The organism is Pseudomonas sp. H3(2019) (genome assembly GCF_007713465.1).
Taxonomy (GTDB): Bacteria; Pseudomonadota; Gammaproteobacteria; order Pseudomonadales; family Pseudomonadaceae; genus Aquipseudomonas.
This window is the reverse complement of sequence record NZ_VMSG01000039.1, coordinates 1-14827: the sequence shown is the minus strand read 5'-3', so window position 1 is coordinate 14827 and position 14827 is coordinate 1. Positions and strand designations below refer to the sequence as shown.

Annotated in this window: 13 protein-coding genes; 4 read left to right on the top strand and 9 right to left on the bottom strand. The window is 56.2% G+C overall.

Going from position 1 to position 14827, the window contains the following annotated elements; all coding sequences use genetic code 11:
- Positions 1 to 33 precede the first annotated feature (33 nt).
- A complete protein-coding gene (locus tag FPT12_RS26815) occupies positions 34 to 312 on the bottom strand; it encodes a hypothetical protein (protein ID WP_145022403.1) in 279 nt (92 codons plus the stop codon).
- 594 nt (positions 313 to 906) lie between these two features.
- Here FPT12_RS26815 and FPT12_RS26810 point away from each other — a divergent pair.
- Both FPT12_RS26810 and FPT12_RS26805 read left to right on the top strand, forming a co-directional pair.
- Complete coding sequence (locus FPT12_RS26810; RefSeq protein ID WP_145022400.1) at positions 907 to 1989, top strand: nucleoid-associated protein; 1083 nt, start codon at positions 907 to 909, stop codon at positions 1987 to 1989.
- A 1-nt stretch (position 1990) separates the two neighbouring features.
- Positions 1991 to 3472: a hypothetical protein gene (locus FPT12_RS26805; protein WP_145022397.1), complete on the top strand. Its 1482-nt coding sequence runs from the start codon at positions 1991 to 1993 to the stop codon at positions 3470 to 3472.
- Between the two features lie 70 nt (positions 3473 to 3542).
- On the opposite strand, the gene FPT12_RS26800 is transcribed toward FPT12_RS26805, so the two are convergent.
- The 3 genes from FPT12_RS26800 to FPT12_RS26790 all read right to left on the bottom strand — a co-directional run bounded on the left by FPT12_RS26800 (position 3543) and on the right by FPT12_RS26790 (position 5929).
- Complete coding sequence (locus tag FPT12_RS26800; protein ID WP_145022394.1) at positions 3543 to 5024, bottom strand: Fic family protein; 1482 nt, start codon at positions 5022 to 5024, stop codon at positions 3543 to 3545.
- Positions 5025 to 5123: 99 nt separating this feature from the next.
- Positions 5124 to 5369 carry a DUF2789 domain-containing protein gene (locus tag FPT12_RS26795; RefSeq protein WP_019691148.1) on the bottom strand — a complete coding sequence of 82 codons (246 nt, stop codon included), beginning with the start codon at positions 5367 to 5369 and terminating at the stop codon, positions 5124 to 5126.
- 98 nt (positions 5370 to 5467) lie between these two features.
- Positions 5468 to 5929, bottom strand: a complete 462-nt coding sequence (locus FPT12_RS26790) for an aminoacyl-tRNA deacylase (protein ID WP_145022391.1) — start codon at positions 5927 to 5929, stop codon at positions 5468 to 5470.
- A 216-nt stretch (positions 5930 to 6145) separates the two neighbouring features.
- Between FPT12_RS26790 and FPT12_RS26785 the strand changes: the two genes are divergently transcribed.
- Positions 6146 to 6682, top strand: coding sequence for an NfeD family protein (locus tag FPT12_RS26785; RefSeq protein WP_145022388.1), 537 nt, complete (start codon positions 6146 to 6148; stop codon positions 6680 to 6682).
- A gap of 2 nt (positions 6683 to 6684) precedes the next feature.
- Positions 6685 to 7443 carry a slipin family protein gene (locus FPT12_RS26780; protein WP_145022385.1) on the top strand — a complete coding sequence of 253 codons (759 nt, stop codon included), beginning with the start codon at positions 6685 to 6687 and terminating at the stop codon, positions 7441 to 7443.
- Here FPT12_RS26780 and FPT12_RS26775 read toward each other — a convergent pair.
- The 5 genes from FPT12_RS26775 to FPT12_RS26755 all read right to left on the bottom strand — a co-directional run.
- Positions 7409 to 8386, bottom strand: a complete 978-nt coding sequence (locus FPT12_RS26775) for a sulfotransferase family protein (RefSeq protein WP_145022458.1) — start codon at positions 8384 to 8386, stop codon at positions 7409 to 7411. The two genes, FPT12_RS26780 and FPT12_RS26775, sit on opposite strands and share 35 nt — an antisense overlap.
- Positions 8374 to 9165 (bottom strand): aspartyl/asparaginyl beta-hydroxylase domain-containing protein, encoded by a 792-nt coding sequence (locus FPT12_RS26770; RefSeq protein WP_145022456.1) that lies wholly within the window; start codon positions 9163 to 9165, stop codon positions 8374 to 8376. The genes FPT12_RS26775 and FPT12_RS26770 overlap by 13 nt, the downstream gene beginning before the upstream one ends.
- On the bottom strand, positions 9162 to 9767 hold the full coding sequence (cysC, locus tag FPT12_RS26765) for an adenylyl-sulfate kinase (RefSeq protein WP_145022383.1): 606 nt from the start codon (positions 9765 to 9767) through the stop codon (positions 9162 to 9164). Before cysC ends, FPT12_RS26770 begins: the two co-directional genes overlap by 4 nt.
- Positions 9751 to 11265: a TolC family protein gene (locus tag FPT12_RS26760; RefSeq protein WP_145022380.1), complete on the bottom strand. Its 1515-nt coding sequence runs from the start codon at positions 11263 to 11265 to the stop codon at positions 9751 to 9753. The genes cysC and FPT12_RS26760 overlap by 17 nt, the downstream gene beginning before the upstream one ends.
- 42 nt (positions 11266 to 11307) lie before the next feature.
- A partial coding sequence (locus FPT12_RS26755; RefSeq protein ID WP_256676875.1) for an Ig-like domain-containing protein occupies positions 11308 to 14827 on the bottom strand: 3520 nt, incomplete at its 5' end.

Genomic DNA, 14827 nt, shown 5'->3' with positions numbered 1-14827 from the left:
CCGCGCCTTGCGCGGGAACGCGTTGAAGCAACCTCAGCTCGCTTGCGCCGCCTGTGCGGCCAAGCGATGTTGCAGCTCTTCCATCAAATCCAGCCCATCGCGCAATGACACGTATGCGGCGTTGATCAGCCGATAGAAGTCTTTGTCGTTGAGATCGCGAAGGGTGATCGAAGTGAGGGTTTCCAGCAGATCGGTGCCGATGCGGACTCGGCTACAGGCGGTTTCGTGGAGAAAATGGGTTGGTGCGAGGATGTTGTAGGCCAGAACGCAGACGGGGGTTGGATTAGAGGTCAGCGGGCGATAAGGCGTCATTGTCTTACTCCAAAGTTGGTATTGGAGCTGCCACACAACGTCGCCAAACGAATTCAGGGTGGCAGCTGTACGCAGGTTGGCGAACCGGTCAATACCAAACCCGGCAGACCCGAAGGTCTCCCGCGCACAGCCACCATAAAACAAGCCGCCCACACGAAAACATGCAGGAAACGGTTTTGGGGCGCAAATGCGCTGGTATTAATAGGATCGCCAAATCCTGTCGCCGATGTGCGGCGACGAGGCGAACTATAAGGTCGAGGGATATGAGGATCAAGGGTTAAAGAGCGACAGCCCGTGTACGAGTCGTCTCCGCGACTAGAAAGACATAACCCGTCTATGATTCCAAAGTGCTAGCTTGTTGAGCTATCTTTGCCTACGCTACTAGAGAAATGTGCTGATCGACTAGTGATTTAGAGGTGTTTTAACGCCAACTAGATAGAGAGGGACTTGATATGACAAGGATTGTTCTCTTTAACTCAACCACTATCCGCCAAACAAAAAATCTAATTAGAGCTCTTAACTTCGCATACCCAGAAGCTGCCAGTACTCCCCTAGAAGCTACCGCAAACCAAAATAAGAATAGGGATTCTAAAAATGAGCAATAGCCAATCCACAAACAAAACCAACATTCAAAACACGAGTGAACCAGAGTCTACTGCTCCAATAATACGGATATTAAATACCTCAATATTTGAAATCAACCTGGAGAAAGAAAATCTTCCAGCACCTTATAAAAACCCACAAAAAAGCGAAATCCAAGCTTACATAAAACAACTAGCAAGAGACATGCTAAACAACCATATTGGCCAAGAGCATAGATTTGCATCTGAACATTGCGAAATGTCCACCCTTTCAAATCTCTTAATAACTATTGATTTTGAGAACGCATCAAAATTAACTGCAGAACGTTTACACCAAATAGAAAGGCAGACTCAAGAGAAGCACAAACATCTTATTACGCTTCGCCGCGGGAGCTTACTAGAGTCACATATAGAGCTTTATGGATACACATATATCCTATTTTTTAAAATTGATCACGCCGGCTTTCTAGACGAGAACTTCGACTGGAAAATTGGTTTACCAGAAAAACAAATAGCTCAAAAGAGTGCAGTAATTAAGTTTGAGGGTGAGGTTATAGCCCAAGTCTGGGTTGGCGATACCAATGCAAAAATCTCTGAATATTGGTGGAAGGACTTCCTCGAACTCACACCGTTATCAACTCCAGAAACCAATACAAAAAACGCATTCATCGCAATTGAAAAGCTATTAATCAGCGACGTAAAGAAAACATCAAATAGTGACTATTGGACACTCCGAAACGCCGTAGTTAGTTACTTCAGGACCAATACAAACTTTAAATTTTCAGAGCTAATAGACCAAGTTTTTTCCAGCTACACTCCTGACAACACCGAAATAAATATTGAAAACCTAATCAAAGAAGCAAACAAACTTCCAACCAAATCCAAATTCGACCCCCAGTTCGAAATCGCTCCAAACATCATAAAAGCAAAAATAAAAAAACAAATAACCCTGGTTGAAAACTTGGAACTGCGAATTACAGGTGAAATCAAAAACCATGATGAAACGTTTGACACTGGGGAAGAGAATGACGGTAGGAAATATTTAAAAATATATTCCGACGAAGGCTACAATGAATTCCATAGACAAGATGACTAACATGAAGCTCTCCGAATCTTTTCTAGCCAAGCTCGCCAGCGAGTACACTTTAGTTTCCGAAAGCGAAAACAACACTACGTACTCGGCATCTTACACAATTGGCACGTTCTCCATACCTGAAGTCAGTGATCTAACCGCACTGACAAATCAATTACCCAAGCGCGATAGAATCACAATAGAAATCAAGTACACACATACATTTGACTTAGACTCGCTTAATAGCAGTGACGAGGACGCTATTAAGCTATTCCTAAGAGACATTGAATTAAACATCCCTCATATGAACGACAAAAAAACCGCGCTAACAATAAAAATATCAAAATCCTCTGAAAACCAATTAATATCCATATACTCGATTGAAAAACTCGCAGAGTTCTTAAACGACAACTCCTTTGAGAGATGCTTTGCAAAGATAAATGACTTATCACAAAGAGCAAAAGTCTTAGAACTACAAGAGGACATACCGAGCTTTTCCACAAGCTTGTTCACCTTTAAAAACAAAAAGTCCAATGTAGATGCAGAGCCAACTCCCCCTCAAAGAGATGAGATATTAAAAAACAGAGAAAAAATCACTAACTTTGCAAACTCGGCTCATCACAACTTCATCCCTGACGACTTCAATATTATTGTAGGCACAGCACACCAAAACATTGACCATTTATTTAAAAAATTACTGATAGCATCATCATTAATTTACATATGTGACTACTCAAAGTTAACAGATACTGGCGGAGTCTCACTGAAGCTCAACGGCTATAAGACAATAACCAATGACATTGTGAAGAATTCAATTTCCGACACTGACTGCGCAACAACTTACTTCGACATATATAGCTGGATTTACAATGATGGCAATACAATTGACAAAATCGGTATAGCACGAAACATAATTTCAATACACTTAGACAAAGAAATCCTTACTTCGATAACAAAAGATACAATATCGTCAATTGGTTCCGGCTACCAAATTTACCTAAAAGACAACCTAAAACAATATATAGAGATAAAAAATAAAATATCTGAATCCATCCAAAAATCGTCTGAAAAAGCAAGCGATCTTGCAAAAAGTGTTGGCTCTTCATTTAGATCTTCTGTACTTGCTATTTATTCTTTTTTCTTCTCAATCTTCCTATTCAGAGTCATTAGCGGAAAATCGCCGTCCCTAGAAGTCACAAAAGAAGTCTATCTTGTCTTCATTGCCTTCATGTTAATTTCAATCATTATCTGCTGGCACACGATGAACGAGCTAAAAGACGAACGCACAAGACTAGAAAGCTCATATGCAAACATAAAAAATAGGTACAGAGATCTTATCTCCGAAAAAGACTTAGAAAGAATACTAAACAAAGACTATGAGAATATTTGTGATCTCAATTACATCGACAGCAGAGGGGGAAAAACTAGAGTTCTATGGGGGCTAGCACTATTCATAATGTTCATACTAATGACGGTGCTCAGGATGCAGAGTTATTACGCTCAATGATTTAAGCCAGACAAGTAGCCTGAATTTTCTCTAGAGCCCTACTCAGTTTACTTACGCGCGACTAACAGTTTCATACCTGATTAAGCTCATTTACCTTCACTGCCTCCGCTTCAATAAACTCAAACACCGCTTCCGGCACGCTGTACTGGAACTGCTTGCGCCGATGCTTTGAAACCTTGCCCGCGTTGTCCAGGCACATCATCACCAGCTTCGACAGGTCGCTGCCGCGTACGTCGTAACGCTGGTTCACGGCTTTGACGATGCGGTCGTAGCGGTCGAGGAATTCGGTTTCTTCGCGCAGTTCGACTTCGAGGGCGCGGCGGGCCATTTGCAGGGTGAATTCGACGCAGCGGGTGGCGTCCCAGAAGCGGTAGATCGAGGGATGGCCGATGAACTCGAAGGCCATTTGGTCAGCATCCAGCCAGGTGACATTCCAGAAGTCGCGGGCCGGTTGCGAGAAGTCCTTAAGAGCGGCTAGATAGCTGGATTCTTCGTGTTTCATGGCCACGGAAACCGGCAGCAGCAGGCCGTTTTCCAAGGCGCCGGAATGACACAGGGTCTGGTGGATCAGAAAGCGTGACAGTCGGCCATTACCGTCCATGAACGGATGGAGGAAGACGAAACCAAACGCCGTCACAGCAGCGGCCACCAACGGATCGACCTTTTGCGAAGACTGATTGGCGAAATTCATCAGTTCGCCCATCAACTCACGGCACAGGTCCGGCTCAGGCGGGATATAACTGACACCGGCAGCGCCGCGCAGACCGTTATGCAGGTGGTTTTGCTCATGGCGAAACAAGGCGGCTTTGTCGAAAGGATTGGAGACCGTGCTGTTCTGCAACTCCACCAAGTACTCTTCGCTCAGCTCGCGACCATCATGGGCCTGGCGCAGCAATTGAACGAAGCGCCGGGACTTTTCATCGCTGGGCTCTTCCCTCTCGATGGCAAAGGAATCACGGGTTTCGTGGAGATACGCCCAGTTGATGGCGCGGTCCGTCATCTCTGCTGGCAACGTCGCCATGAAGGTTTTTGCGCGACCGAGGATGTCGAGGCTGAGCAGGGCTTCAAGCTCGGAAGTCCGCTCAACAGTGGCGCAGTAGCGAAGGGAGCCGAGGCCGTTAAACTCAATGCGCCAGCGTGTGTTTCTAACAGCAGGGCCAGTGATATACCGCGCCGGATCAAACAGCGGTGAAAATCGGCTATTCACTGATGCTTCGTAGTCGAGTCGCCGGTGGGTTAAACCTTCCCAGAGATAGCAGGCTTTTCGAACGAATACACCGTTCGGGGCCTTGGCTAATTCCTGGAGCAGCTCTTCAGCAGGCACAGACTCAAGTGCTTGGGCCAGAATGCCGAGATTGATACCTTCGTGTTTTAGCGCAAAAAAAATGTGTTCAAGGATCGAGTCGCTTGCAGGTGCGACTGACTGTGGAACAGCCAGGCAATCTCCGATCATGGATACGCGGGTGACGGGTTTGACCATCGCCACACGCGTAGGCGCAATGGCTTTGAGTCTTAAGGCATCATGCAGGTAGGCGTATCCAACCAAGGGCATCGTGCGGGTCCACAGAAAAAGTTCAGAAATCCGATTAAAGCCCAGATTTTTTCATCGCTCATCAGTTTTTTGCACGATTTGCCATTTTTCCTAAGATTCTTACACCCCCCGCCCCTTCCTCAGCAGCACATCCAGCTGATCCACCACCTCCGCCCAATCGGAATCATCAAGAATGTCTTCGCGCAAAAAATCCGCCTGGCTCTTGGTCCAGAAAAACGCGTCGGCCAGGTGCAGCTCGGGTTTGAGCGGTGAGTGGGTGGCGATGAATTTGTCGATGCTTTCGGCGTCGTCGGGCAGGCCGAGTTGTTTGAACAGGTTGGGGAGGCTGTGGGTCGGTGATTCCATGAGAGCTGGCTCCTGAGTTGTTTGGGAGAGGGTCAGGGACTGCTGCGCAGTCCATCGCGGGCAAGCCACGCTCCCACAGTGGGAGCGTGGCCATCGGGCTACTGGCTCAGCTCGCACACCTCGGCATGAGGCACCATTTTCAGGTATTGGTCCATGCTCAAGTGTACGAGGTTGTTGTGGTTGCCGGCTTCGACGTAGATCTCTTTCTGGCGGGTCAACATCGGGTCGATAACCATGTCCAGGCCATAGGATTCGCCCAAGGCCGGAACGGCGCCGCGTTCGCAGTCGTTGAACAGGTGGGCCAGGGTGCTTTCGCGGGTGACTTGCCATTCACCGCTGCCCCGCACTTTGGTCAGGTCCAGATGCCGGCTGGCCGGTAACACGGCCATCAGGTAGTGGCCGTGGTGGTCGTCGAGGATCACCGATTTCGCCACGCGTTCAGCAGGAATGCCCGCCACCCGGGCGGTTTCCAGGCTGCTGGCCGAATGCGGGTGAGTGACGACGTCAAATTCGCAGTGCGCCTCTTCCAGGCTGCGCTGCACGGTTCTTGCCATACGCATGATGCACCTCGGTGTCCGTCGCAAGGCGGGCGGACAATGATTAAACAGGTTGGCGTCTCCTTTGAAGTCTAGGCCCGCTATCGGACTGCGATGAGAAATCTGCCCACTGGAAGCGTCGGCTATCGCTGATCAAAATTCGTTCAACCCAAGGCTCAACTAGACTATAAGCAGGGCCGCTGTGTGGCTCGCGGACGGATGACTCTCCTGGAGGGTCAAGTGAACACTCGCTGGTGGTATGTGGTTGCGCTGTTGTTGGGTTTGAGCGGATCGGCTTTCGCGACAGACACGGTTGTGGTGGTCGTCCCCAACCCGCTCGGCGTCTGGCTGATGATGGTGGGTATTGCGCTGCTCGTGGCGGAGGTGGTGCTGCCCAATTACGGGGTGGTCGGGCTGGGCGGTATCTCGATGTTCGTGATCGGCGCGGTGATGGTGAGCAACGCCGATGTCCCCACGCCGCTGATCATCGGTCTGGGTCTGATCAGCGCCCTGCTGTTGATCGCGCTGCTGATCCACGCCCTGAAAACCCGACCGCGCCACATCGTCAGTGGCGATGCCGGGCTGCTTGGCAGTGTCACGCAGCTGACCGCATTGCAGGGCCACAACACGCACAAGGGCTGGGTGCATTTGCAGGGCGAACGCTGGCAGGTGCACTGCAAGACACCCCTGCATTCCGGGCAACGGGTGCGAGTGGTGGCGCGCAAGGGAACGCTGCTGGAAGTGGCCGCGGCTGACGCGGCGCCGCAAGGAGAATGATCATGGGTCTGCAACTGGGTTTTGCCGCGCTGTTGGTGCTGCTGATTGCACTGGCAGGGTCGACCTTCCGCATCCTGCGCGAATACGAGCGCGGGGTGGTGTTCCAGCTTGGACGCTTCTGGCAGGTCAAGGGCCCGGGGCTGATCCTGTTGATTCCGGTGGTCCAGCAAATGGTTCGGGTCGATCTGCGGACCGTGGTGCTCGACATACCGCCGCAAGACGTGATCACCCGCGACAACGTCTCGGTGAAGGTCAACGCGGTGCTGTACTTCCGTGTGCTCGACCCGCAAAAAGCGATCATCCAGGTCGAAGACTTCCTTATGGCCACCAGCCAACTGGCACAAACCACCTTGCGGGCGGTGCTCGGTAAACATGAACTCGATGAGTTGCTGGCCGAACGTGAACGCTTGAACTTCGACGTCCAGCAGGTGCTGGACGCACAGACGGATGCCTGGGGGATCAAGGTCGCCAACGTCGAGATCAAACACGTCGACCTCAATGAGTCGATGATCCGCGCCATTGCCAAACAGGCCGAAGCCGAACGCGAACGGCGGGCGAAAGTGATCCACGCCGAAGGTGAATTGCAGGCCTCGGAAAAACTCATGCAAGCCGCTGAAATGCTCGGTCGTCAGCCTGGCGCCATGCAACTGCGCTATATGCAGACGCTGAGTTCGATTGCCGGCGACAAGAGCTCGACCATTGTCTTTCCGTTGCCGATCGAATTGCTCAAGGGCATGGCGGATTTGTCGTCGAAGAGTTGAGGTCATGTCGCAACTGTTCTAACACTGCGTAAGGCCCGTGCGCCCAACACTCTACGCGCGCTCTGAGCAGCGGCGAGGCTTCTCGTTGCTTGCCTTCGCTGTCGGCCACAAACGTTTCGACCGGTTGTTTGGCGTGCTGGTTTACGGCGCCGAACACCAGCGTCCGCTGCTCGGCATCAAGCGCAAAAAACGCGGCCAAACGTCCTTCCATCGCGCCCGGTAACTCACGGTAATTGACCGCCAGCCCGGAAAATTCGCGGCAGTGTTCTGCCCCCAATTGCAGCAGCTTGCCCAAGCGCCGAGCAATGAAATCTTCTCGGCCATAAAACTGCGCTCCATCATCCAATGCACTGGCGCCGATCAACCCCGGCACCATGTGCAGGCCCGGACGACGCAGGTGGGACACCGCGATTTCCAGCGGATCGCGGTAGACAAACAACCAGGGTGTGTCGGGAAAACACGCGCGCAGCCGCTTCAGCTCACCGATGTTCCAGGCGTCCAGCTTGATCACCAGCCGTTGCTCCACACCTCGGCGCGGCTGGCCATAGGCCGAGAGCAAACCGAGAATCGCCGCGTTGCGTTCTGCGGGCGGCAGTGCGCTGCGCAGCAAGGCGTCCAGTGGAGGCGGTTCGGAAATGACGATGTGGTTATCGAGTTGCGCCAGCATCTGACTGATCAGCGTCGAGCCACAGCGCGAGGCGTGAAAAATGAACGCACTCGGCGCCAGACCCGGGCTGATCGTCTGCCAATCACTCAGCGTGCTCAGCGGTGTTTGACGGCGGAAGGCCTGGTTGAACGGCAGGCGCAGCGCTTCATCCACCGAGTCGCGGAAGAACGGCTGATGCAACGGCTGATCACCAAACCAGCACCAATCGACCCGCCACTCCCCGGCCTGCTGCCAGATGCGAATCGGCAACCAGCCGTCGAGGTTCAGGTGCTCCATTGTTCGTTCCATTGCCGACGACCATTACGCATCGCCGCACGCAGCTCTTCACGGGAGAACGCCAGGCCCTGCTCGGTGGCCAGTGTCAGGGTGGCGGCGATAAAGGCTTCGCTGTCGGTCACACCCTGCAAGACTTTGCAGAGCTGCGGATCGTTTTCCACCAGCCGCCGAAACTGTTCCAGCGCTTGCGCCGCATGACCGACGCCCGGCGCCGGCGTGGTTGAAGCGCCTTCAATAATAGCCTGTTCCAACCAAGGGTTGGGCCTGCAATCGAGCACCAGATGCACCCGCTCGCAGCGGTCGCGATTGTCGACGCTGTGGGGCCGCGACAGGTCGAGAAACCAGCATTCGCCGGCCTCCATCGGCATACGTAAACCGTCGAGCAGAAAGTCGACGTTGGGTGGGCTGAGCAACGGAATGTGCAGCCGCAGATCGGCCTCTGGCCCTTCAAGATCGTAGTCGCGGTGCTCGTGAATGCGACTGCCGGGCCCCAGCTTCAGCAGCCTGGCCGAGACGATGTCCAACGGCAATGCCTGCAATGCATGCTGCCAACGACCATCGAGCAGCCAAGGCGCTCGTGGCACCGGTTCGCCAAGACCGGGAGACAGTTCCGTCAGCGCGTCGACTGCGCTGATCAGCGCCACACCGCTCCAGTCGCCGCTGTAATAATCACGGTTGAAATGACTATGCCAGTCGCTGTCCTTGATCTGCGCCAACGCCTGCAACAGCAACGGCAAATGCACCGTCACCGGCAGTCGGGAAAACGCCGGTCGACTCATCGGTTCGGTAGCACCGCGCATTCGCCGAGCCAGGTCAGTAAGCGATCGAGGCAGGCGTCGATCGACAGCACGCCGGTGTCGAGTACCAACGCCGCCGACGCAGGCGCTTCGTAGGGTGCCGAAATACCGGTGAAGCTTGCCAGCTCACCGCTACGCGCACGGGCGTAATGACCTTTCGGGTCACGCTGCTCGCAGACGTCGAGCGCAGCACTGCACCAGACTTCACGGTAATCCTCGCCCAATCGCTGGGCGAAAATGTCGCGTAACTCCAGCAATGGCGCAATCATCGCCAGGATCACAATCTGCCCGTTCTCCACCAGCAACGCTGCGACCTCGCTGGCGCGGCGGATGTTTTCCTGACGATCCTTGTCGGCAAACCCGAGGTCGCGATTGAGCCCGACCCGCAGTCCATCGCCATCGAGCACCAGGCTGTGCACGCCGCGCTCGAACAATGCGGCGTGCAGCGCCTGGGCCAGGGTCGACTTGCCTGCCGCCGGTAAACCGGTCAGCAGGATCGCCGCTCCGCGATGGCCGTGGCGGTCTTCGCGTTGCGCCCGGCTGACGCTGGCCGTGGGCGCCAGCAGATTACTTGGTCTGGGCATGGGCTGGCGGCACCGAAATGTTGCCGGCGGCCCACGCATCCTCGCGGCTGGCCAGTTCCGTGGCGATCGACTGCACCTGGGTCGATTGCACCTGATCCGGCAGCGGGTCGAGCCCGGCGCTGGCGAAGATCTGCCCGTAAGCGTTACGCAAATCCGCGTACGACAGGTCGCGGCGCAGGTCGGCTTGCAGGGTGTTCAGTTCGCCCTGGATCAGCTCCAGTTCGCCGATGCCCGCGGCCTGATGACGATTACGCAACTGGCCAAGAATCTGCCCGTCGATGTTCGACAGCTGCTGGTTGGTCTCGAACTGGCGCAGCGCTTCGCGGTAGTTGGCGTTGGCCACGTAGAGCTGCGCCAGCACCGCGATCGACATCGCCTGACGGCGTGCCTTGGCCACTTCTTCACCGGCCTTGGCCACGTCGATGGCCGCCGGGGCGGAGATCACGTTGAACAGGTTCCAGGTGACTTTAACTCCGTAATCGGCCCACTTGTCGTTGACCAGAAACGAGTTGCTGTCGTAGTGCCCGCCAGCCGAGAGCTCCAGCCCCGGCAGCAGCCGCAGCATGGCTTTGCGGGTTTCGGCGGTGCTGATGCGCGTCTGATAATCCTGCTCGCGCAGTTCCGGACGGCTGGCCAGGGCCTCTTGCTCAAGGCTGGCCATGCCGACCTTGAGTTCCGGAATCGGATAATCCTCCGGCGTCGCCAACGTCAACTCGGTGCCCATCGGCAGGTTGATCAGGGTCGCCAGTTCGGTTTTCGCCAACGACAGTGCCCGCCGCTGTTCTTCAAGCTGGCGCGTGGCTTCGATCAGCGAACGTTGGTAACCCAAGGCCTGCACCGGGTCGCCGATACGCTGCTCGCTCATGCTCTGGCTGTCGTTGCGCGCGGCATCGACCCGCGCCATCAGGCTGTCGATCTGCTTGAGCAGGCGTTCAGCGGCCACCGCCCGCCAATACGCCGAGCGCACGTCCTGAACGATGGTGTTGATGACCTTGCGCCGGCGTTCCTGAACGATCAACCGTTGATCGCCCTGCTGCTTGGCGTTGATGTAGCTGACGCCGAAGTCGAGGACGTTCCAGACCATGGTCAGGTCGGCGACTCTGCGGTCGCGGTCCTGAGAGGTCGAAGGTTCGAGGGACTGGGTGCCGGTGCGTACGCTCTGGCTGCTGGCGGCGCTGGTGTTGTTGCGCCCGACATAACCGGCGTCCAGGGCCATGCGCGGCAGCATGTCGAAGCTGGCGAGGTCGAGTTGGCGCTTGGCCAACGCCTCTTCCATGATTTTCAACCGGCCCTCAAGGTTGTATTTCACTGCGCGGGCCATGGCTTGATGCAGCGTCAGTGGGCCACTAAGAGGCTCCTGATCCTTGTACATGCTCGCCAAATCGCTTCTGGCGCGCTGCTCGCTGACACTGCGTTCAATCGGCTCACTGGTTACCGCACATCCGCTGATTGCCAGCGCCAGCAAGCTGGCGCCGAATAGTTTCTGACTTTTTTTCATCCTTGGACCGCCCCTAGGTACCGCATCAATTCAGGTTTTTATTCAGGCCTGCATTTCGCTGACGCCGACCTGTTGCAACGCCGCAGCCAATGCCTGGATCTGCTGCTTCTCAGTGTTTTCAAGTTGTTGAAGTTGTTCGCCCAAGGTCAGTGCGCCATAGGCACCGTGCAAGCCCTGAGAGGTATCACCACCGTGCTGAATCGATCTGTCACCGAACGCATTGAACGAACTGTCGCCATTGCTTGATTCATTACTGAACAGGCTCGACAGCGTGCTGCTGCCAAACACCCCGCCATCCCCCCCGCCAAAACCCAGGAAACCGTGAGCGGAACCATTCCCGGCGTTGTCGCTGCTCGTGAACACCTGAGCGATATAGCTGGGGCTCAGTGCGCCGCGATTGATGAAAATATCCCCCAGTGGGCGGATGCCATCGCCCAATACCCGCTGTTCGAACAGCGGCGCAAAAGTCAGCGGTGAGCCGAGATTGCCGGTCGGCGGCGCGAAGACAATCGGCTGCAACGGCGCGTTCGGAGTGCTTTGCGGCGGTGCCGGGTCGCTGATCCGGAACTGCGGATCGCCGACCGAGACCACCGCCGGCACAGCGGGCACTGTATTGATAACGAAGTTGTTGGAGATCGCGACCCCAGTGCCCGCGTTCCCGGCGCGGTCGGTCACATTGCTACTGTCCAGACCGATGAAATTGGTCGCATCGTTGATATTGGCCGCCGGGGTCAGGGTGGCGGTCCAGGTCTTGCCACCGTTGCTGCTGCTCAGGTTGGTGAGGGTGCCATTGGCCACGCTGATGTCGGACAAATCGAAATGCTTCACCGCTTCGCTGAAGGTGAAGGTCACCTGCGAGGTCTGGCCAACGCTCAGGTTCGGGTTGGCGATGACGATGGTCGCGGTGGGGCGATCACTGTCCAGGGCGTAGTTGTTGGAGATGGCCAGTCCCGTTCCGGCATTGCCTGCCTTGTCGGTCACGTTACGGTTGTCGAGCACAATCAGATTGGTCGCGTCGGTCACGTTCGCCGTCGGCGTGAACGTCGCGGTCCAGGTCTTGCCTCCGTCACTGCTGGCCAGGTTGGACAGCGTGCCGTTGGTCACACTCAGATCGGACAGGTCGAAACCGGTCACCGCTTCACTGAAGGTGATGGTCACCCCCGAAGTCTGACCGATGCCCAGCAGCGGTTTGGCAACGACGATGGTCCCGGTAGGCCGGTCGGCATCGAGCACGTAGTTGTTGGACAGGCTTACGGTGCTGCCCGCGTTACCGGCGCTGTCCTGCACATTGGCGGTGTCGAGCACGATCTGGTTGGTGGCATCGTTGACCGCGGCGGTCGGCGTCAGGGTCGCCGTCCAGGTCTTGCCACCGTCGCTGCTCAGCAAATTGGACAATGTGCCATTGGCCACGCTGAGGTCTGACAGATCGAAACCGCTGACCGTCTCACTGAAGGTGATGGTCACCTGCGAGGTCTGGCCAATGCCCAGCAGCGGATTGGCCACCACAATGCTTGCGGTTGGACGTTGCGTGTCGATGGCGTAGTTGTTCGAATCAGTGGTGCCTGTACCGACGTTGCCGGAACCGTTCTGCACGCCGGTGTTGTCCAGGGTGATCAGGTTGGTGGTGTCGGTGATGGCGTTGGTCGGGGTAAAGGTCGCGGTCCAGGTCACGCCGCCATCGCTGCTGCTGACCACGGTCAGCGTGCCGTTGGCGATGGTCAGGTCGGCGTTGGTGAAACCGGTGACCGCCTCGGAGAAAGTGATGGTCACCAGCGAGGTGTCGCCGATTTTCAGCGCGTTGTCGGCCACCACGATGGTCGCGGTCGGACGCTGGGTGTCGATGGTGAAGTTGCCCGAGTCGGTGGTGCCACTGCCCGCATTGCCGGCCAGGTCACTCACGCCACTGTTGTTCAGGGTGATCAGGTTGGTGGTGTCTTTTATGCTCGCCGTCGGGGTGAAGGTGGCGGTCCAGGTCACACCGCCGTCGCTGCTGCTGACGTTGGTCAGGGTGCCGTTGGGCACGCTCAGGTCGCTGTTGTCGAACCCGGTCACCGCTTCGGAGAAGGTAATGGTCACCAGCGAAGATTCACCGGCGGTCAGCGTCGGGTCGGCCAGCACGATGGTCGCGGTCGGACGCTGGGTATCGATGCTGAAGTTGTTGGAGTCGGTGCTACCGGCCCCGGCGTTGCCGGACAGATCCGCCACGCCGGTGTTGTCCAGGGTGATCAGGTTAGTGGTGTCGGTGATGCTGGCGCTCGGGGTAAAGGTTGCCGTCCAGGTGATACCACCGTCGCTGCTGCTCACGGCGGTCAGCGTGCCGTTGGCAATCGTCAAATCGGCGTTGGTGAAACCAGTCACTGCCTCGGAGAAGGTGATGGTCACCAGCGAGGTTTGGCCGATCCCCAGCGCGGTGTCCGTCACCACGATGGTCGCCGTCGGACGCTGGGTGTCGATGGCATAGTTGTTCGAGTCGGTGGTGCCCGCCCCCACGTTGCCGGAGCCGTTCTGCACGCCGGTATTGTCCAGGGTGATCAGGTTGGTCGCGTCGGTAATGGCGTTGGTCGGGGTAAAGGTTGCCGTCCAGGTCACTCCGCCATCGCTGCTGCTCACCGCAGTCAGCGTGCCGTTGGCAATCGTCAGGTCGGCGTTGGTAAAGCCGGTTACTGCCTCACTGAAGGTGATGGTCACCAGCGAGGTTTCACCGATATTCAAGGCGTTGTCGGCCACCACGATGGTCGCGGTCGGACGCACGGTGTCGATGGTGAAGTTACCGGAATTGGTGATCCCGGTGCCCGCATTGCCGGCCAGGTCGGCCACGCCACTGTTGTTCAGGGAGATCAGGTTGGTGGTGTCGTGAACGCCAGTGGTGGGCGTGAAGGTGGCGGTCCAGGTGATGCCGCCGTCACTGCTGCTGACATTGGTCAGGGTGCCGTTGGGCACGCTCAGGTCACTGTTGTCGAACCCCGTCACCGCCTCGGAGAAGGTGATGGTCACCAGCGACGTCTGCCCGGCTGCCAGCGTTGGCGAGGCGACCACAATGGTCGCGGTCGGGCGCTGGCAGTCGATAGCGTACGTATTGGAGTCGGTGGTCGCGGCACCGGCATTACCGGCCAGATCGGCAATCCCGGTGTTGTCCAGGGTGATCACGTTGCCGCTGTGGGTGACACCATTCACCGGCGTCAGTGTGGCGGTCCAGGTCACGCCGCCATCGCTGCTGCTCACCGCACTCAGCGTACCGTTGTCGATTGTCAGGTCGGCGTTGGTAAAACCGGTCACCGCTTCACTGAAGGTGATGGTCACCAGCGAGGTTTGGCCGATCCCCAGCGCGGTGTCCGTCACCACGATGGTGGCGGTCGGACGGACGGTGTCGATGGCGTAATTGTTCGAGTCGGTGGTGCCGCTGCCGACGTTACCGGAACCGTTCTGCACGCCGGTATTGTCCAGGGTGATCAGGTTGGTCGCGTCGGTGGTGCCGGCGCTCGGGGTAAAGGTCGCGGTCCAGGTGATGCCGCCATCGCTGCTGCTGACCGCGGTCAGCGTACCGTTGGCAATCGTCAGGTCG